Below are 13,855 nucleotides of genomic sequence, written 5' to 3'. Positions count from 1 at the left end.
GCGATACCCCTATTCCGCGCGCTTCTCGCGAATTTGGGCGTGGATCAGGGTAGGGTGCCAGCGCCGATTTTCGTTTGCAATGTTCACAGCCTCTACGGCGTCTTCCCTTTCCAGTCCTGCGGCCAGAACTGCCGGGAAGTCGTAACCGGGCCTTTGCGTGTCGGTCACGACATAACGCTGCGGCGTCGGGTTGTAGTGCGCTTGCCAGCGCTTGCCTTCGCCAGCTACCACGATCAGCGTCGGCTCGGGGCCGATCACGTCGAGTAGGCTTTTGTTGCCCCACACCTGAAACGCTTCTCCGTGCTGTACCGCCAGTGTTGCAGCGATAATCCGCGCCTCAACTTCGGTGGGGAGAGGTTCGCGACCATCAACCAAACCGGTCGAATTCCGTGCCACTTCGAAAAATCCGTTACTCATTTCGGCTCCTTGCCTTCGTTGCTGCGTTGTCGATATGAGTATTATCTGTGATTCATCAATTGGCGTCAAGCTCTTTTTGCATCACACGAAAAAGAAAACCCGGCTCGATTGCTCGGGGCCGGGTCTCGGTGCTTCGTCGGTCAGTGGGTGCGGAACAGATAGTTTTCGATCACGTTCGGCGCGTCGCCCAGGCCGTCTGCGAGCCTGACCTTACCATCGTTGAAACACACGTTGTAAAAGCGCTCGGAGTAGCGCAACCCCGTATAGTGCAGACTGATAGTGGCAATCAGCTTGCCCGCACCGTCGAGTGCAACGTAATCGGGATTGCCCTGCGTCATGCTATGACCGCGTTCGACCGTGAAATTGACCTTGACCGGCGTACCTGCGATTTCGAGCGTTTCCATTTGTGCGGCTCCTGTGTTGTACTGCGCTGTCGAATGAAACCATTGTACTTAATGAATCACAGGAACGCAAGCGGATATTCGTTTTTCTTCCGGCGTCGGTGGTGCGATCACTTCGGCTCTGGTGGCCGGTTGTGACTTTGATTCTCTATCTCACTAGGGAAAAGCCTTCGAGTGTGGGTAACTGGCTGTACCCGTCAGGGTTTGTGCCCGGTTTGCGGTAGCAAACGGGGTGCAATGCCAGTTATCCATGCGGGGAACCGTCCACCGGCCCCCTGTGAACCTCGGGTTTCGCGGCCCTGCGTTACCACGTAGCCGCCATGCCTCCAAGCTCGTACAGGTTAAAGCGGGCATTCTTTTCCAGAATGCGCGGGCTGGTCGTGGTCGAGCCGTAGTGCGCTCGGGCTTCCTCGTACTCGCGGCACACGGCGATCAGGTGGGCGCGGTTGCTTTTCAGGTGGGCCGGGATTTGAGGGGCGTCCAGTTGGGTCAGTGCCTTTTGACAGTCCTCAATCGTCATTTCGAAGACTGCCATTGCGCCCATGAATCCGCTTGTGCGTGTGCTGCGCTTAATGTCGGACAGTGCCGCGTCACAGGCGAATTGGGCTGCAATCTGCGCTTCACGCTCGCCGCTCATCGTGCGGCTGTAGATCGCGAGCCGTACCGCGTGATAACGGGCCATTGCATCGGTCAATTTCTGCTGCTCTGTGGTGGTCAGGTTCATTGCGTCGGCCTCCAGTCAGAACGTGTAGTAAGCGAAGTGGCCGCACTCGTCGTCGCTGGTCTCGCTGTCGAACTTGAGACCCGGCACAAACGAGAGAATGCGTTTTGCGTCCGCGAATTGCGTGGCGTCTTCCACTGCTACGCTCAACATGTTGCGGTGGCAAAACGTGAAATCTGCCTTAATGTCGTGCGCTTCCAGTGCGCGAGCCATCATCTGTTGAATCTTTTCCATCGCTTACCCCGTTGCTGATGCGTTGTCGATGAAAAGATTATGCCAGCCTTATTGTGATTCAGCAAGTGTTTTCGTGCGCCGGAATGAAAAACCCGGCTCAGGCCGGGTTCTCTGCTGCGGTGCCAGTCGATCAGCCGACCATTGCCCGCGATTCCTGATAATCGAATTCGTGGCGGTGCTTGCAATTCGGGTTCAGGCTGTGCAGCGTCTTGATCCCGTCTTCGTCCGTGGTCACGATGCCAAGCGTGTAGCTGCCATTCGAAAGCGTGCGCGTGTGAACACCTTCCAGCGCGTAAAACTCGTCATAGCTCATGTGCATCTGCGTGCGGTACGTGCCTTCGATCCACATAACCTTGTGTGTACCGTGGGCCGGAAGTTCTTCGCGCAGTTTCAGGCCCAACAGGTCGAGCCACTTAATGAAGTTTTCGCGGTGCTGGAACGCCGTATGCGGGCCGTGATACTGCTGCACGACATACCAATAATTGCACGTCTGCGAATGGCCGAACGTGTCCAGGCTGATTGCCGTGAGTTTGTCGAAGGTTTGCGCGTATGCCATTTTCGTTCCTGTCTGTGTTGCGTTGTCGATGGAAAAGAGTATATCTCCTTTTCTGTGATTCAGCAAGTGTTTTCGTGCGACAGAATGAAAAAGCCCGCCTCGGTCTCGGGCGGGTCTCGGTGGGACGGGGTGCTGCGGGTCTCTGCTTATCGCACTTCGGATGCCAGGGCGTGCGGGTAGTGCTTGGCGATGATGCGATTCATCTGCGTCACAAGGTCGGGCCGCTTGAACGTCAAATGCCCGTTGCGGTTCTTATACCAACGGATCGAGAAATATTCGTTTTCCGCTTCGGTCTTTCCCTTTTTGCGGGCCTCATCAACTACGCCGTCAAATGACTGCCGGTTATCCGGCTCGGGCTTGCCGTCCAGAATGTGAAACGCGCGGGCGAAGTCCGCTAGTTGGCTAGTAATGCCCGTTTGCGGGTAGCCGAAAATTCGGTCGCACAGGTGTTTCATGACAACACGCTTGCCGAATTTGAACGGCTGGTTCGTCGCGTAGTCCCATGAGAGATTTTTAAAGCAGTTGATGATTCCGCGTTCGAACGTGTTGCCCCGCTCGGCGTGAATGTTGCGAAACACGGCTTCGATGTTTTCGGCGGTGAATGCCGGTGCTTCGCCTTCGGTGAGTTGCCGGGTCCACTCGTCGCGGGCTGCGGCGTCCATGAACGTCATCAGGCCCGATTCCTTCATCAGATACGACCAACCGTAGTAATCGACGGTGAGCGCTGCCAGCTTGACCCCGTCGCCCTTCGTCGTGTGCTTGCCGCAAATGCGCGTGTTGTCTTTGACAAGGTGCGACTGTCGAATGTCGATGCCAGGGAGTTCCATGTTCGCGCTCGCGGCGATTGCATCAGCTTCGGCCAACAGTTCGAATGCCTTCTCTACGCGGGCCATGATTGCCGCACGTTGGTTTGCCATGTTGGCGATACTGACGCTTTTAACGATTTCCTTTGTCATTGTGGCTCCCGGCCTTAGTGCTGCGTTGTCGATGAAAAACATTGTACGGGAGTTTATGAATCACGTCAAGTGATTACGGGGGTCAGACGCGGCACATTAAAAAACCCGGTACAGGAGCCGGGTCGTTGATCGGGTGGGGCAGGGCTTACTGCTGGAACACCTTGTCGGCCCACAACTTTTCAGGTATCCGCGATTCGTGCGGGTTGCACTCCAGGCGGTGACGGCCTAACTCGCTCTGGATCAGGTCGCCCGCCTCACCGCCCACGTCGATTGCCTTGCGGGTCAGATCTAGCGTGGTGCCGTCGAAGCTAAACCGTTTGCCGTTGATCGTGCCAACCATCGGCACGAACGCGTTTACGTTTCCGAGTTTGCGCATTCGTGGCCCCGGCTCAAGCGTCGAACGTCACGCGGGCCAGAAAACCGGACACGTCCACAGTCACGCCTGCCGGTATCGCGTCCAGTCGGAGTGGGTTGCCGCCGAACACGTCGCGCCGGATGCGGGCCAGCATACCGGGGAACAGGTCGGAATTCGCGTAACCGCCGTACTTCGGATGCGTGCGGAACGCGTGCATATCACAGTGGTTACGCTTGAACTGCGGCACGTCGATGTAGCGGTAGGCCACTTCGTCAGTGTGCGCGGTGAGGATCGTTCGCACTTTCGCCTTGAATTCGATTTTTGCCATTTTCTTCCCCGTGTGCCGTGGCACGTTGTTGCGTTGTCGATGGAAAAAGTATAACCCACTTTCCGTGATTCAACAATGGAATATTCGATATTTCACGCGACCAACGAAAAACCCGGCACGGGGCCGGGTCGGTGGGGCGACGCTACGGCGTGTTACACGGTGGCCGTCATCGCGAGTTGCACGGTCGAGCGTGACGCCGGGATAGTGCCGCAATGCAAGTAACGGTGCGCGATAGCGATTAGAGCGTCGGTCTCGCTTACCCCTGCGGCGGCTGCGGCGAGTGAAAGTGTCCACGTCCCGGCAATCGTTCGAATCGCATGTTGCTTTTCTTCGTTGGGAACGGCGTAATGCGGGCGGTCTGCGAACAGGGCGTCGATCAGTTCGCGGGCGTCTGCGTCGAACGTGTAAAGGGCTTCGGCGGCTTTCTTTGCGCTCATGTTTCGGGGCCTTGTATGCGGTAGGGGAACCCCGGCGCGGGGCCGGGTTCGGGGGTGGGGAGGTCAACCGATTAGCCGGGTGAATGCGCCCTTGCCGTGGTTCTTGCCGCCGCAAGAGCATTCGCACTTCATGATCTTGCCTTGCGCGTTGACGCAACGCGAATCGCAAACGTGCTTGCTCGGATTCGACCTGTATTCGATGTAGCGCGTTACCGGCTGGACTTCGCCGCCGTCAACAGGACGACCAACCCACATGGAAAACCCGTCATACTTGCGGCCCTTAACATCAGGCCACTTGGCGCGGTATTCCTTGTTGTCCATGCCATACGGGTTCTTCAGTTCGACGGGTTCACCGCTCACGTCGCTGTAGAATTTCATGTTTGCCATTTGCGTTCCCTGTTCGTTGTGTTGTCGATGAGAAGATTATGAATCACAACAACAAAGAAGTCAATAGCCGTGATGCAAAAAGTGGGGGTGTTTTAGGCGGGGGCGGGAATCCAGCGCTCAACCGATCCTTTGGAGCCGCAACGCTGCGGGCGTAGGCCCTGCATCCGGCGTTCTACCGAGTTCAACAGGTAGCGCACACGCGCCCAGGTGTTGCGCTGGTTGCCGAAGTGATGGCGGGGGACTCGGCGGGTCTCGCTCATGGCCCATTTGCCGAACAGGTGTTCTTGTCCTGCGCAATCGGACATTTCAAGCGCTTCAAAGGCGTCTCCTGCGGCCCACACGTCCGAGAATGCAGCGAGCCAACGCCAACGGGTCGCAAGCCGGTAGGCGGGCTTGTGGGCGGCTGCACGCGCCGGGTCGAAGACCATGAAAACGCGCGTACCTGCGGCGGTGAACGAACTGCGTAGGGTTTCGACTGCGTTTTCGGTTTTCATGACGATCCTTATACGTTCGCCAGCACGGCGGAAAGCGGGGTTGCTCGGGCGACTTCATCTTTCGGCCACTTCGCGGCCTTGCCTTGTGCGCGAAGGGCGCGGGCGGCGTCTGCGACGCGATTGCGCGCCTTCTGCACTGCGGGCGTCCTGTACGCGGGCAACAGGCGAAGCATCGGGGTGCTCTCGCCCATGCTCATTGCCAGGCTTGCCGTCTTGCACTGCGCCACATACACCGGGCGGCGCTTCCATTGTTCGAACGTCATATCTGCTCCTGTTAGTCCTGCGCCTTAACGATCATCCACGCGTCGCCGTCACGCTCAAGCGTCATAAAGGTTTCACCGTCACCGATCCGACGCGCCCACGCAATCAGGTCCGACTTTTCGGCGTTGATGTACGGAACTTCATTCACGGCCAGCATGGGGATTGAAACCTTCCCCGTTGCCGCCCGTATCGCCTTCGCCAGTTCTATTCCGGTCATCGCTATCAATCCAAAAGCTCGCGTTTGGCGGTAACGTCCGCGTCCATCAGCTTCCGATTCGCTTCGCTGGTGATACAGCACATGAAAATATCGGATTTGAGGCGGTCGGCGGTCAGGTGCTTGCCCTGCTCGCGCTTCTCGATTTCCGACCGTGCGGGGCGAATGCGCAGCTTCTTCATGACCTCGCGGGCCTGCGCGTCGTCTTCCACCTTCCAAGCCAGTTCGTAAAGCGACTGGTAGCAGTGTTCCGAGTGGAACAGGCGCGGCTCCGGTTTCTGTCCGAGTTCAGGTGCGTAGAGCATTTCGTTTCCCCCTGCGTTTCTGCGTTGTCGATGAAATACATTATGAATCACAACAACGCTGGTGTCAAGCACTGAATCACAAAAAGAGATAAAACTTTCGACGGGCCAGAAACGACTAACCCGCCACAGTGGGCGGGTTAGTCGGGTGGGGAACAGCTTAGATCAGCTTTCCGCTCATGCCTCGCACGCAAGGATGCGTCATTACTCGCGTCGGCGTGTGGCACATGTCGAACCACCATACCAGGTGATCGGGGAGCGTCACGGACGTTTCGAAGACCCAACCGCCGTGCTGCTCCTTGTACGCCTTCGCTACTGCCACGCTCTCGAATCCGATAACCTTCATCGTCGGATTGTGGGTCTGCGGGACTGCGATTGCGTTGGTCGTGGTGTTCATCGTTTCGGCTCCTTTGCCTTGTTGGTACTGCGCTGTCGATATCAACATGTTATCGTGATTCAACAAGTGCCGCAAGCATTATTTGTGTCACAAAGTAAAAACCCGCCACGGTCGGCGGGTTTTCTCTGCAAGCTATAGGGTGGTCGTTATACGGTCACGCCCGCGAATTCCTCCGCCGTGGCGACAAACAGGCCCGTGCGCTTGAAATTGCCGTTCGGCTGCTCCGTGTATCGCTCGCACTTGTTGTTGCTGTAACGCAAAACTGCGTGCAGTCGCTTCGTGTGAATGAGACCGGCGCGAGTCGTGACTTTGACGCGGGCCGCAATTGCCTCGCCGCCTTCCACGTCGAACCGGTGCTGTTGGAGACTGTTTCCAATCAGGTCGCGAATGCTGGCGAACGTGGCTTGATCGCGGGTGATTTTCTGACTCATGCTGGCTCCTGTAGGGGCGTTGTCGATAAGTGCAATTGTCGCATCACAATAACTACGCGTCAAGCCATTTTGAATCACAAACGAAAAACCCGCCTGGGGCGGGTTCAGGGTCGGGGAGCGGTCAAACTCCCGGTTCTCGCGCTTTACCTGCGTGGCGGCTCTTACAGTGCCGCCAATGCGGAATTGTTGGCAAGGCGTCGAACGTCGATTGCGAACTGTTGCAACTCCACATGATCGGTGCCACGGTGCGTGCCGTCGCGGAAACGGATAAGCATTGCCCGTTCCTCGCTGGTAATGCCGGTGAACTTTTCGAGCGCCTTCACCACTGCGGCCCCAAAATAGAATTGGCCGGTCGCCATCGCGTCGAGCTTGTTCAGAATGTCCCTCGTTTCTGCATCCATGTTGCGGCTCCTGCGTGTGTTGTCGATGAAAGACATTATCTGTGATTCAACAACGAGTGTCAACGGCTTTTCGCATCACAAATGAAGGACCCGCACTGAGGCGGGTTCGTTTCGGGTCGAGCGGTCAGTGGTGACTGCGAGCGATTCTGCGGGCGTTCGCTGCCTCTGCGCAATTTAGGTCGAGCCTTCGCGCGGCCAGTCGCCAGTAACGCCGCATAAGCCGTTTTTGGGGCGTCGTCAGGTGAGCCTTTTCGGGGGCAAGCAAGCTCGGGGAAAGCATGGTATCAATCAAGCGGCCCTGTTTCTTCAACCGGGATTCGTGCCGCTGTTCGTCGGTCTTCTTCATCTACTCTCCTGTCATGCGAAGTAAAGGATGCCGCCAATGTCGGTATGGGGTCGAGCCGTGCAGTAACGGCGGGTGAAGTGATTCCAGTACGTCCGACCGGCAATCGTGCGGCTCTGGTTGTCGTACCGGACGGCCAGGCCTGCGGCGACTAAAGCGCGGGCGGCTCCCGATTCATGCGCACCCGTGCAAACGATCCGTGCGCCTTCGGTCTCACGGCGGGCCAGCAGTCGGGTTGCGGTTCTCGGGAGCTTCATCGGGGTTCCGTTGCATCGTTGTCGAATAAACCGATTATCCGTGATTCAATAACACAAGTCAACACATGTCACGCCGCAAAACGAAAAACCCGCACAAGGCGGGTTCTTTCTGTGGGTTGGTTAATTCGCTTCTGCGGTCGGTCAACCTCGGATCAATTCGGGAGCCACGCCGCTATCTGAATCCTTCCATCGGCTCGCCAACTTTAGACACTGACGGCACGTTATCTGGCTGACGTAGGGGCCTTTGCTGCCAACACTCAGCGTGTGTAGCTGCGCAGTCCACTGCTTGCCGTTCGTGCCGCTCTCGGCGGTGCAGAGAAACGAATTGGCGGGCCGGTGAAGGGTGCCCGCGTCGAGCGGTTCAAGCAACAGGATATGCGCGACAGAACGGCGGTTGGTGCCGGTCCCCATGCTGTTCTGTGAAAGGCCGGAAAGCACCGTTTTCAGGCCCGAAGTCCAGCGCACCGGGATTCGAAGTAGGGCGTTCGCTGCCTCTGCCTCCCGCTGCCATTTGTCTTGCCGGTCGCGGTATTCGCGATCCTGTTGCGCTTGATACGCCTCGCGCTCGGCTGCTTCACGGGCCTTGCGGGCGGTCACTTCTTCCGCCGTCTCGGCGTCCAGGTGAAAACGCTGCGGCGTAATGATGACTTCGGTTCCTGCGGGCGGCATAACGCCGTCCAGCAATTCCAAAGCGCTGCCGTACACGGGCACGGTGCCATCCTCGGCCACGATGCCACGGTGTTCCGAGTAGCGCCCGTTGAACCAATACGGGCTAGGGAACTGCGGCCATTTCAGTTTGAACACGGGGCGGGCCTCCGGTTATTCGCTGACGGGAAACACGCCGATCAAGGTCGCGTCACTCACCCACTTGCATTTTGCGGCTTCTGCTGCCTCGCGGGTCTGGTGGAACGTCACTTCGTAACCCTTGTTTTTAGTCCAGTGCCCAGGCTTTCCGACCGTTGCCCCGGACTCAAATGCGTGCCGGAAGCGGGGAGCGGCCCATACCTTCGCGAATTTGTACGGCGTGGCGGTTTCTCGGGTGAACGTACCAACCGGGGTAACGACTTTCAGAATCTCTTTCATTTCAGTCCTTCGCGTAATGGAAAGCGGTGTTCAGGCGTTCGGTCAGGTATTCGCGGGTTCCCGTGTCTACATTGTGGATCGTGCGGCCCTGTCCGTGCTTCTCGTAGGCCCATTCAAGCGCTTCTTCTTCGCTCGCGCCGTCGCACGTTACCGGCGTCAGGTCCACGAACAGATGCGTGTGGCCTTCGTCTGCCGCGTAGAAAATGAACAGTGCTTCCATGCTGCTTCCCCCGTTGTCGAATGAGGGCATTCTATCGCACTTACTGTGATTCAGCAACACAATTAGAATCACGAAAAAAAGACCCGCTCGTCGGCGGGTTCTCGGGGGGAGTGGACAATGCCCGGTGGGTGTTGCACCACTCGAATACTCGTTTGCACTGAGTACAGGTCACGGGTTCATGCCAGTTCGCTTAAAGCCCAATCCGTGACCGGCTTCAACAGGTCTTCCAGAATCAGCGAGTAGTCGCTAATCAGGTCGCGTCCGTTGCCGTAGATCAGCACAACATGACCCGCGCGTTGCATTTCACCCTTGTCGTCTCGCGTCCAAAGGTGAACGGTATCGCGCTCGGTCGCCGCCATTTCCCGGCGCACGGCCGTTCGGGCGTGCAGCAATGCCGTTTCGTTTTCGCCGTCATGGATCGTGACTTGATAGCGCGGCTTCTCGTTGTAGAAAATCGCGTCAAGCAGGCGATTAACGATTTGTGATTCGATTCCGTCCAGGCTCATTCCCGTGTCCCCGTAGTCGGGCGTTCTTGTTCGTTATTGCGTACCGCTATTGTGCCCCATGTTTTCGTGATTCGTCAATACATGTAACTAGAAAAAGAAAACCCGCCACAGTGGGCGGGTTCGTCGGGTGCTGCGCGATATGTGGCCGTCAGTCGCCGGTTTTCCCGTCTCTCGCGTGCGGCATCACTTTGAGGTCTCCAGACGGAACCGAAACGATGCCGGGTTTCTGCGCCTGAGACAGCAGGGCGTCGATCCGGCCTTTCATCGTGGCGCTTGATCCCTCGATGTAGCTCGGCCACGGCACAAACGGTTCGCCATAGTCGCGGCCAAAGCTAACCGACTGCGGGCATCGGTAAATCGCGGTCTCGCCTTCAAACCGGACAAGGACCATCCCGCCCGAACAAGTCAAGTTCTCCCCCGAAAAGTCGGCGGCGATCAGGCCGGTATGCTCGCGGTCTCGGAAAAACAGAAAATGATCGACCGTGGTTGCGCTGATATACAGGCTTGCCATAACGGCCCACAACGTCATGCCGAACACAATGCCTATGCCGCCCTTACCGGGGTCGCGTGCCTTCCTGTACAGCTTGATCGCGAACAGGATGAGGCTCAACACGCCGAACACAAGGTAAGCGAGCGGCGTCCAGTTGTAGGCGTTTCCTGAGATTCCCCCGTCGCGGTCGAAAATCAATAGTTCGACCCCGAACAGAAACGCGAATGCGGAAACCGCACAGGCGAGCATGTGCCCCGCACCTAACAGCCTAGATTGCTCGCCCTCACGCACCGTATAGCGAAAGGCGGCAATGAGGTTGGCGTACATCAAGAAACAGCTAATCGCAAGAAACGGCATTGCATTTTCTCGTTATGGTGGGGGCCTAAAGGGTACAGGATCGGCGGGCGCGGCTTAGGACTGCTCCCCCGTCGCCGTCAGGCTTCGGCTCTGCCGGGGGCAAGCTCGGGGCCGGGGTCACGCGGTAGCACACGTCGCCACGCCAGGTGAAACACGCGGGCGTCTCGTACCATTGTGCGCCGTCATGGTGCCGCCACTGGATCGGGTAGCCCCCTTGGTACAGGGCGAACACAAGAGCGCGAACGGCAAGCGAAATGGTGCCGAACGGGCGATCCAGCACGCGGTTAAGCGAGTCGAGCGCTTCCGTCGAGCGCTGCCCGCCGTCGATGTACAGGGTAATAGCGAAGCCTGCGTTATAGGCGGCGGACGAAAACGATATGCGTTCGTCGTAGCTGTGGACTTCGGGCATCAGTTCCTTCGGCTGCGCGCCGGTCTCTGCGGCTTCCGCGTGCAGCATGTGGAAAAGCGAGCGCAAGCCGATCAGGTGCGCGGGCACGGGTGCGGGTGAGACCTTCGCCTGCGCGGCAAGGGCGCTGCACTCGCGGCAATTGCCGTCGCCGTTCTCGTACGCGCATTCGTGGTCTTCGCTCGGCCAATCGCGCAACGTTTCGAGAATCGGCGTGAAGTGGATGCAATCGGTCTGGTTCAGGAACACGAAGACATTGGGAATCTCCGTGGGGTCGTTACCGACTTCTGCCCCGACTTCCAGACGGTCAAGGCCAATGTCATCGTTGCTCGCGAATCCGATTTTCCGGGCCGCTTGCATGAATTTCCACGCGGTAGAGTGGTCGGTGATAAGCGGGTGCGACTTTTTGCCTTCCGGCTGAATCCGCACCGCGCCCACGGGAACCCCGGTGAGGACGTAGGGTGCGCCATTCTCCGGGGCAAGCTGGTAGTCAATGAGTTGCGTGTGCTTCGGGGCGTCAACCAACAGGCAAAGCGAGCCGGGTAGGGGCTGCGAAGCGGCGGCGTCCGCGTGCTGATTCAGGCCCAAGCCTGCGGCCAAGTCGTCTGCCACGGCGGCGCTTTGGTCGGCGCTCGTCAGGGCCAGCAACAGACGGCCCACGTCCTCAATCGCCTCGTTGTAGCCGATTTTGAGCGCCATGGTGGGATTGCGCTTCGGGTCGCCCAGGAAATCGCCGGGGACATTCTTTTTTAGCGCGTTCACGTCTTTAACGAGTTGCGCCTGTTGTTCGTTCGTCATCTGGTCTCTCACTTCTTCTCGGGCGCGGCTTCGGTAGCCTCGCATTCAATGATCGTGCCCTTCGGCAACGTGACGTTCATATCGGTTCCTGTTCGTCTATCGGTGTTGCGGCTGCTGTCACGCGGCGTACCCGTGCCCGTGGGCCGGGTGCCGTAGTTTCTTCAGGGAATCGGGCCAAGTAAAGTTCGCGGCCTAAGTCCTCGTTCTGACGCCGTAGTGTGTCATTCGCTTTTGCAAACCGGTGTTTGTCGTTCAACGCGGTTTTCAATCGCTTCTGTAACGCTTCCACGTCGCCAACACGGGCCAGCATTCGCGCCAAAAGCGTCCATTCCGCTCCGTGGTTGCGCTCCCACTTCCACGGGTCGGGATCGTCCCTGCGAAGGAATACATGCCCTGTACGCGGCTTTATGTGCCCCCGGCTCGTCACTTCGATCAAGCCCCAACCGGTCGGCAATTCCTCGGGCTGCAAAAGCCCTTCGGGTGCCATGTAGTAGCGGTACTGGCCCATACCAGTTGCCGGGTTGATCCGGTGCGGCTTTTTGAAGTCGGCCAAGTAGTCCGCCCGGCTCGTCTTGCACTCCATCAGGATTGAGCATTCCGCGTAGACACCGGCCCTGAATCCGATTGCATCCGGGTTCTCGCCGTTCCAGTCGCCTTTGGTCTCGCTAAAAGCGGTCGAGCATCCGGGGCCGCTCTGGCTTGCCGGTCGCATCAGCCATTTCACGGCAAAGTCGCAGAGTTCAGGGTGTGTCCAGGCCATATTGGTCTTGCTGCAAAATCGTTATTCGTTGTCGAGACGGCGTAACCACTGGCCTAACTGCTGCCTTTGCATTCCAATGCCGCCCGTGGTCTGGTGCAGCGCCGAAAGGTCAAACCTGAATCCGCCCAAGCGCTGCCGGTGCAGTGCCGCGAGCATTACGCGGCGATACAAACCGGAACCGGCGAACATGACGTTATCCGCTCGCGGCCACGCCTGCGGGTCGAAGACTTGCAAACGGGCCGTGATTTCTGCGGCGCGTGTCTCGCTCATCATCTGTTCGTAGGGGACGATCACAGCATCGCCCCGAATAAACCCGTGTAGGGCGCTCAAGATGATGACGTGCGGCTTTGCCTGACCCACGTTCGCCCGGTAGGACTGATACATGACACCCCTGTACAGGTCGAGCGCGTGGGCCGGTGCATCGCCTTTCCGGCCCGAACACGCGATAACGAGTAGGGCATTGGTCATGCGACGCTCCCGTGAAAACCGATTCCCTCATCAAGCGCCGGGACGATCACCTTTTGCCAGTAGCCGCCGTACTTGTCACAGTCGGTCGCGAGCCGGATTCCGTACTGGCCTGCGGCAACGAAACAGGTTCTCGTCATACCCGAGTACAGGACTTCAAGCGGGAGCGGTTTCGCGTCAAGGTCTCCCGTCCAGTGCCAGTAAAGCCCTTGCTCGGTCGGCGATTCACAATTCCATTTCGACGGCACGGGAGCGGGGGGCGGTGCCTTCGCGTGAGCCACAAAATAGCTGCGGACCTGCCTCTGTGCGTGCAGGACACACTTCAACGCTTCCCCCGTGCTGCTGCCTTCGAATTGCTGGATCGCTTCTTCCATCGCTTCTTCGTTGGCGCTCAACACGTGCAGTTCATTCAGCATTTCCATTTCGTCGCCGCGTCGTTGAGTAGATGAGCAGGATTCTACGGACGTTTTCGAATCACGTCAATACTTGTCACTCGTTAAGACAGGATAACAAACCGTCCACTATCACAAATATGAATCGGTTGATGACACGACATTCGCAGACATGTTCGCGCACAAGTCCACCGCAAAGGTGACGTGCGTTCGTGAGGTCTCAGGATTCGCTGTCTGGTATCACCGCGCCCTGTACGATGAAAAGGGCCGACCGATGGGGTCGAACGGCGATTACCTACTCCGGTTCTTCGCCTGGAGCGCCACGGACGAAGCAATCGAATTTGCGGTCAACACGGCCACGGATGCCGGTCAGGACATGATCGAGGTTCGCGCACTGGATGCGTTGATCGAAAAGGCCATGATGGCGATTAAGCCGTTTCACTGCGACGGCTGCTGATTCGCCCCCGCCGCCAAAGAAAAAGCCCC

Annotated in this window: 29 protein-coding genes; 1 reads left to right on the top strand and 28 read right to left on the bottom strand. The window is 58.1% G+C overall.

Going from position 1 to position 13,855, the window contains the following annotated elements; translation table 11 throughout:
• Positions 1 to 9: 9 nt before the first annotated feature.
• The 28 genes from P3T25_RS25005 to P3T25_RS24870 all read right to left on the bottom strand — a co-directional run bounded on the left by P3T25_RS25005 (position 10) and on the right by P3T25_RS24870 (position 13,399).
• Positions 10 to 417: a hypothetical protein gene (locus P3T25_RS25005; RefSeq protein WP_429359234.1), complete on the bottom strand. Its 408-nt coding sequence runs from the start codon at positions 415 to 417 to the stop codon at positions 10 to 12.
• Between the two features lie 140 nt (positions 418 to 557).
• The gene (locus tag P3T25_RS25000) at positions 558 to 821 is read right to left on the bottom strand and encodes a hypothetical protein (RefSeq protein WP_429359233.1); all 264 of its coding nucleotides are present in this window, start codon (positions 819 to 821) and stop codon (positions 558 to 560) included.
• A 301-nt stretch (positions 822 to 1,122) separates the two neighbouring features.
• Positions 1,123 to 1,542, bottom strand: a complete 420-nt coding sequence (locus P3T25_RS24995) for a hypothetical protein (RefSeq protein WP_429359232.1) — start codon at positions 1,540 to 1,542, stop codon at positions 1,123 to 1,125.
• Positions 1,543 to 1,557: 15 nt separating this feature from the next.
• The gene (locus P3T25_RS24990) at positions 1,558 to 1,773 is read right to left on the bottom strand and encodes a hypothetical protein (protein WP_429359231.1); all 216 of its coding nucleotides are present in this window, start codon (positions 1,771 to 1,773) and stop codon (positions 1,558 to 1,560) included.
• Positions 1,774 to 1,903: 130 nt separating this feature from the next.
• Positions 1,904 to 2,329 carry a hypothetical protein gene (locus P3T25_RS24985; protein ID WP_429359230.1) on the bottom strand — a complete coding sequence of 142 codons (426 nt, stop codon included), beginning with the start codon at positions 2,327 to 2,329 and terminating at the stop codon, positions 1,904 to 1,906.
• A gap of 146 nt (positions 2,330 to 2,475) precedes the next feature.
• Entirely contained in the window at positions 2,476 to 3,285 is an 810-nt protein-coding gene (locus P3T25_RS24980; RefSeq protein WP_429359229.1) for a DUF4942 domain-containing protein, read from the bottom strand.
• A gap of 145 nt (positions 3,286 to 3,430) precedes the next feature.
• Complete coding sequence (locus tag P3T25_RS24975) at positions 3,431 to 3,661, bottom strand: hypothetical protein (RefSeq protein ID WP_429359228.1); 231 nt, start codon at positions 3,659 to 3,661, stop codon at positions 3,431 to 3,433.
• 13 nt (positions 3,662 to 3,674) lie between these two features.
• Entirely contained in the window at positions 3,675 to 3,968 is a 294-nt protein-coding gene (locus tag P3T25_RS24970; protein ID WP_429359227.1) for a hypothetical protein, read from the bottom strand.
• Positions 3,969 to 4,120: 152 nt separating this feature from the next.
• Positions 4,121 to 4,405 (bottom strand): hypothetical protein, encoded by a 285-nt coding sequence (locus tag P3T25_RS24965; protein ID WP_429359226.1) that lies wholly within the window; start codon positions 4,403 to 4,405, stop codon positions 4,121 to 4,123.
• A gap of 63 nt (positions 4,406 to 4,468) precedes the next feature.
• A complete protein-coding gene (locus tag P3T25_RS24960) occupies positions 4,469 to 4,792 on the bottom strand; it encodes a hypothetical protein (protein ID WP_429359225.1) in 324 nt (107 codons plus the stop codon).
• Positions 4,793 to 4,884: 92 nt separating this feature from the next.
• Positions 4,885 to 5,286: a hypothetical protein gene (locus P3T25_RS24955; protein ID WP_429359224.1), complete on the bottom strand. Its 402-nt coding sequence runs from the start codon at positions 5,284 to 5,286 to the stop codon at positions 4,885 to 4,887.
• An 8-nt stretch (positions 5,287 to 5,294) separates the two neighbouring features.
• A complete protein-coding gene (locus tag P3T25_RS24950) occupies positions 5,295 to 5,549 on the bottom strand; it encodes a hypothetical protein (RefSeq protein WP_429359223.1) in 255 nt (84 codons plus the stop codon).
• Positions 5,550 to 5,560: 11 nt separating this feature from the next.
• On the bottom strand, positions 5,561 to 5,764 hold the full coding sequence (locus P3T25_RS24945) for a hypothetical protein (protein WP_429359222.1): 204 nt from the start codon (positions 5,762 to 5,764) through the stop codon (positions 5,561 to 5,563).
• Between the two features lie 5 nt (positions 5,765 to 5,769).
• Positions 5,770 to 6,066 (bottom strand): hypothetical protein, encoded by a 297-nt coding sequence (locus P3T25_RS24940; protein ID WP_429359221.1) that lies wholly within the window; start codon positions 6,064 to 6,066, stop codon positions 5,770 to 5,772.
• 157 nt (positions 6,067 to 6,223) lie between these two features.
• Complete coding sequence (locus P3T25_RS24935; RefSeq protein WP_429359220.1) at positions 6,224 to 6,460, bottom strand: hypothetical protein; 237 nt, start codon at positions 6,458 to 6,460, stop codon at positions 6,224 to 6,226.
• Positions 6,461 to 6,606: 146 nt separating this feature from the next.
• Positions 6,607 to 6,891 (bottom strand): hypothetical protein, encoded by a 285-nt coding sequence (locus P3T25_RS24930; RefSeq protein WP_429359219.1) that lies wholly within the window; start codon positions 6,889 to 6,891, stop codon positions 6,607 to 6,609.
• 161 nt (positions 6,892 to 7,052) lie between these two features.
• Entirely contained in the window at positions 7,053 to 7,292 is a 240-nt protein-coding gene (locus P3T25_RS24925; RefSeq protein ID WP_429359218.1) for a hypothetical protein, read from the bottom strand.
• Between the two features lie 124 nt (positions 7,293 to 7,416).
• Complete coding sequence (locus tag P3T25_RS24920; protein ID WP_429359217.1) at positions 7,417 to 7,638, bottom strand: hypothetical protein; 222 nt, start codon at positions 7,636 to 7,638, stop codon at positions 7,417 to 7,419.
• 11 nt (positions 7,639 to 7,649) lie between these two features.
• Positions 7,650 to 7,892, bottom strand: coding sequence for a hypothetical protein (locus P3T25_RS24915; protein ID WP_429359216.1), 243 nt, complete (start codon positions 7,890 to 7,892; stop codon positions 7,650 to 7,652).
• A gap of 141 nt (positions 7,893 to 8,033) precedes the next feature.
• Positions 8,034 to 8,696, bottom strand: a complete 663-nt coding sequence (locus P3T25_RS24910) for a hypothetical protein (RefSeq protein ID WP_429359215.1) — start codon at positions 8,694 to 8,696, stop codon at positions 8,034 to 8,036.
• 15 nt (positions 8,697 to 8,711) lie between these two features.
• Complete coding sequence (locus tag P3T25_RS24905; RefSeq protein ID WP_429359214.1) at positions 8,712 to 8,975, bottom strand: hypothetical protein; 264 nt, start codon at positions 8,973 to 8,975, stop codon at positions 8,712 to 8,714.
• Between the two features lies 1 nt (position 8,976).
• On the bottom strand, positions 8,977 to 9,195 hold the full coding sequence (locus P3T25_RS24900) for a hypothetical protein (protein WP_429359213.1): 219 nt from the start codon (positions 9,193 to 9,195) through the stop codon (positions 8,977 to 8,979).
• A 176-nt stretch (positions 9,196 to 9,371) separates the two neighbouring features.
• Positions 9,372 to 9,701, bottom strand: a complete 330-nt coding sequence (locus P3T25_RS24895; protein ID WP_429359212.1) for a hypothetical protein — start codon at positions 9,699 to 9,701, stop codon at positions 9,372 to 9,374.
• 148 nt (positions 9,702 to 9,849) lie between these two features.
• Positions 9,850 to 10,548: a hypothetical protein gene (locus P3T25_RS24890; protein ID WP_429359211.1), complete on the bottom strand. Its 699-nt coding sequence runs from the start codon at positions 10,546 to 10,548 to the stop codon at positions 9,850 to 9,852.
• A gap of 25 nt (positions 10,549 to 10,573) precedes the next feature.
• Entirely contained in the window at positions 10,574 to 11,752 is a 1,179-nt protein-coding gene (locus P3T25_RS24885; protein ID WP_429359210.1) for a hypothetical protein, read from the bottom strand.
• A 76-nt stretch (positions 11,753 to 11,828) separates the two neighbouring features.
• Positions 11,829 to 12,512, bottom strand: a complete 684-nt coding sequence (locus P3T25_RS24880) for an adenylosuccinate synthase (RefSeq protein ID WP_429359209.1) — start codon at positions 12,510 to 12,512, stop codon at positions 11,829 to 11,831.
• A gap of 21 nt (positions 12,513 to 12,533) precedes the next feature.
• Positions 12,534 to 12,980: a DUF6884 domain-containing protein gene (locus tag P3T25_RS24875; protein WP_429359208.1), complete on the bottom strand. Its 447-nt coding sequence runs from the start codon at positions 12,978 to 12,980 to the stop codon at positions 12,534 to 12,536.
• On the bottom strand, positions 12,977 to 13,399 hold the full coding sequence (locus P3T25_RS24870) for a hypothetical protein (protein ID WP_429359207.1): 423 nt from the start codon (positions 13,397 to 13,399) through the stop codon (positions 12,977 to 12,979). The genes P3T25_RS24875 and P3T25_RS24870 overlap by 4 nt, the downstream gene beginning before the upstream one ends.
• 142 nt (positions 13,400 to 13,541) lie before the next feature.
• Here P3T25_RS24870 and P3T25_RS24865 point away from each other — a divergent pair, with 142 nt between their 5' ends.
• Positions 13,542 to 13,826, top strand: a complete 285-nt coding sequence (locus P3T25_RS24865; RefSeq protein ID WP_429359206.1) for a hypothetical protein — start codon at positions 13,542 to 13,544, stop codon at positions 13,824 to 13,826.
• Positions 13,827 to 13,855: the final 29 nt, after the last annotated feature.

The sequence above is a fragment of the Paraburkholderia sp. GAS32 genome, assembly GCF_050434225.1.
GTDB classification, from domain to species: Bacteria; Pseudomonadota; Gammaproteobacteria; order Burkholderiales; family Burkholderiaceae; genus Paraburkholderia; species Paraburkholderia madseniana.
The sequence above is the reverse complement of the archived record's forward strand: the minus strand, read 5'-3'. Positions and strand labels throughout refer to the sequence as shown.

What these genes read in the sequence shown, in the direction of transcription:
- P3T25_RS25005 (WP_429359234.1), bottom strand. Translation starts at nt 417, where the DNA reads ATGAGTAACGGATTTTTCGAAGTGGCACGGAATTCGACCGGTTTGGTT.
- P3T25_RS25000 (WP_429359233.1), bottom strand. Translation starts at nt 821, where the DNA reads ATGGAAACGCTCGAAATCGCAGGTACGCCGGTCAAGGTCAATTTCACG.
- P3T25_RS24995 (WP_429359232.1), bottom strand. Translation starts at nt 1,542, where the DNA reads ATGAACCTGACCACCACAGAGCAGCAGAAATTGACCGATGCAATGGCC.
- P3T25_RS24990 (WP_429359231.1), bottom strand. Translation starts at nt 1,773, where the DNA reads ATGGAAAAGATTCAACAGATGATGGCTCGCGCACTGGAAGCGCACGAC.
- P3T25_RS24985 (WP_429359230.1), bottom strand. Translation starts at nt 2,329, where the DNA reads ATGGCATACGCGCAAACCTTCGACAAACTCACGGCAATCAGCCTGGAC.
- P3T25_RS24980 (WP_429359229.1), bottom strand. Translation starts at nt 3,285, where the DNA reads ATGACAAAGGAAATCGTTAAAAGCGTCAGTATCGCCAACATGGCAAAC.
- P3T25_RS24975 (WP_429359228.1), bottom strand. Translation starts at nt 3,661, where the DNA reads ATGCGCAAACTCGGAAACGTAAACGCGTTCGTGCCGATGGTTGGCACG.
- P3T25_RS24970 (WP_429359227.1), bottom strand. Translation starts at nt 3,968, where the DNA reads ATGGCAAAAATCGAATTCAAGGCGAAAGTGCGAACGATCCTCACCGCG.
- P3T25_RS24965 (WP_429359226.1), bottom strand. Translation starts at nt 4,405, where the DNA reads ATGAGCGCAAAGAAAGCCGCCGAAGCCCTTTACACGTTCGACGCAGAC.
- P3T25_RS24960 (WP_429359225.1), bottom strand. Translation starts at nt 4,792, where the DNA reads ATGGCAAACATGAAATTCTACAGCGACGTGAGCGGTGAACCCGTCGAA.
- P3T25_RS24955 (WP_429359224.1), bottom strand. Translation starts at nt 5,286, where the DNA reads ATGAAAACCGAAAACGCAGTCGAAACCCTACGCAGTTCGTTCACCGCC.
- P3T25_RS24950 (WP_429359223.1), bottom strand. Translation starts at nt 5,549, where the DNA reads ATGACGTTCGAACAATGGAAGCGCCGCCCGGTGTATGTGGCGCAGTGC.
- P3T25_RS24945 (WP_429359222.1), bottom strand. Translation starts at nt 5,764, where the DNA reads ATGACCGGAATAGAACTGGCGAAGGCGATACGGGCGGCAACGGGGAAG.
- P3T25_RS24940 (WP_429359221.1), bottom strand. Translation starts at nt 6,066, where the DNA reads ATGCTCTACGCACCTGAACTCGGACAGAAACCGGAGCCGCGCCTGTTC.
- P3T25_RS24935 (WP_429359220.1), bottom strand. Translation starts at nt 6,460, where the DNA reads ATGAACACCACGACCAACGCAATCGCAGTCCCGCAGACCCACAATCCG.
- P3T25_RS24930 (WP_429359219.1), bottom strand. Translation starts at nt 6,891, where the DNA reads ATGAGTCAGAAAATCACCCGCGATCAAGCCACGTTCGCCAGCATTCGC.
- P3T25_RS24925 (WP_429359218.1), bottom strand. Translation starts at nt 7,292, where the DNA reads ATGGATGCAGAAACGAGGGACATTCTGAACAAGCTCGACGCGATGGCG.
- P3T25_RS24920 (WP_429359217.1), bottom strand. Translation starts at nt 7,638, where the DNA reads ATGAAGAAGACCGACGAACAGCGGCACGAATCCCGGTTGAAGAAACAG.
- P3T25_RS24915 (WP_429359216.1), bottom strand. Translation starts at nt 7,892, where the DNA reads ATGAAGCTCCCGAGAACCGCAACCCGACTGCTGGCCCGCCGTGAGACC.
- P3T25_RS24905 (WP_429359214.1), bottom strand. Translation starts at nt 8,975, where the DNA reads ATGAAAGAGATTCTGAAAGTCGTTACCCCGGTTGGTACGTTCACCCGA.
- P3T25_RS24900 (WP_429359213.1), bottom strand. Translation starts at nt 9,195, where the DNA reads ATGGAAGCACTGTTCATTTTCTACGCGGCAGACGAAGGCCACACGCAT.
- P3T25_RS24895 (WP_429359212.1), bottom strand. Translation starts at nt 9,701, where the DNA reads ATGAGCCTGGACGGAATCGAATCACAAATCGTTAATCGCCTGCTTGAC.
- P3T25_RS24890 (WP_429359211.1), bottom strand. Translation starts at nt 10,548, where the DNA reads ATGCCGTTTCTTGCGATTAGCTGTTTCTTGATGTACGCCAACCTCATT.
- P3T25_RS24885 (WP_429359210.1), bottom strand. Translation starts at nt 11,752, where the DNA reads ATGACGAACGAACAACAGGCGCAACTCGTTAAAGACGTGAACGCGCTA.
- P3T25_RS24880 (WP_429359209.1), bottom strand. Translation starts at nt 12,512, where the DNA reads ATGGCCTGGACACACCCTGAACTCTGCGACTTTGCCGTGAAATGGCTG.
- P3T25_RS24875 (WP_429359208.1), bottom strand. Translation starts at nt 12,980, where the DNA reads ATGACCAATGCCCTACTCGTTATCGCGTGTTCGGGCCGGAAAGGCGAT.
- P3T25_RS24870 (WP_429359207.1), bottom strand. Translation starts at nt 13,399, where the DNA reads ATGGAAATGCTGAATGAACTGCACGTGTTGAGCGCCAACGAAGAAGCG.
- P3T25_RS24865 (WP_429359206.1), top strand. Translation starts at nt 13,542, where the DNA reads ATGTTCGCGCACAAGTCCACCGCAAAGGTGACGTGCGTTCGTGAGGTC.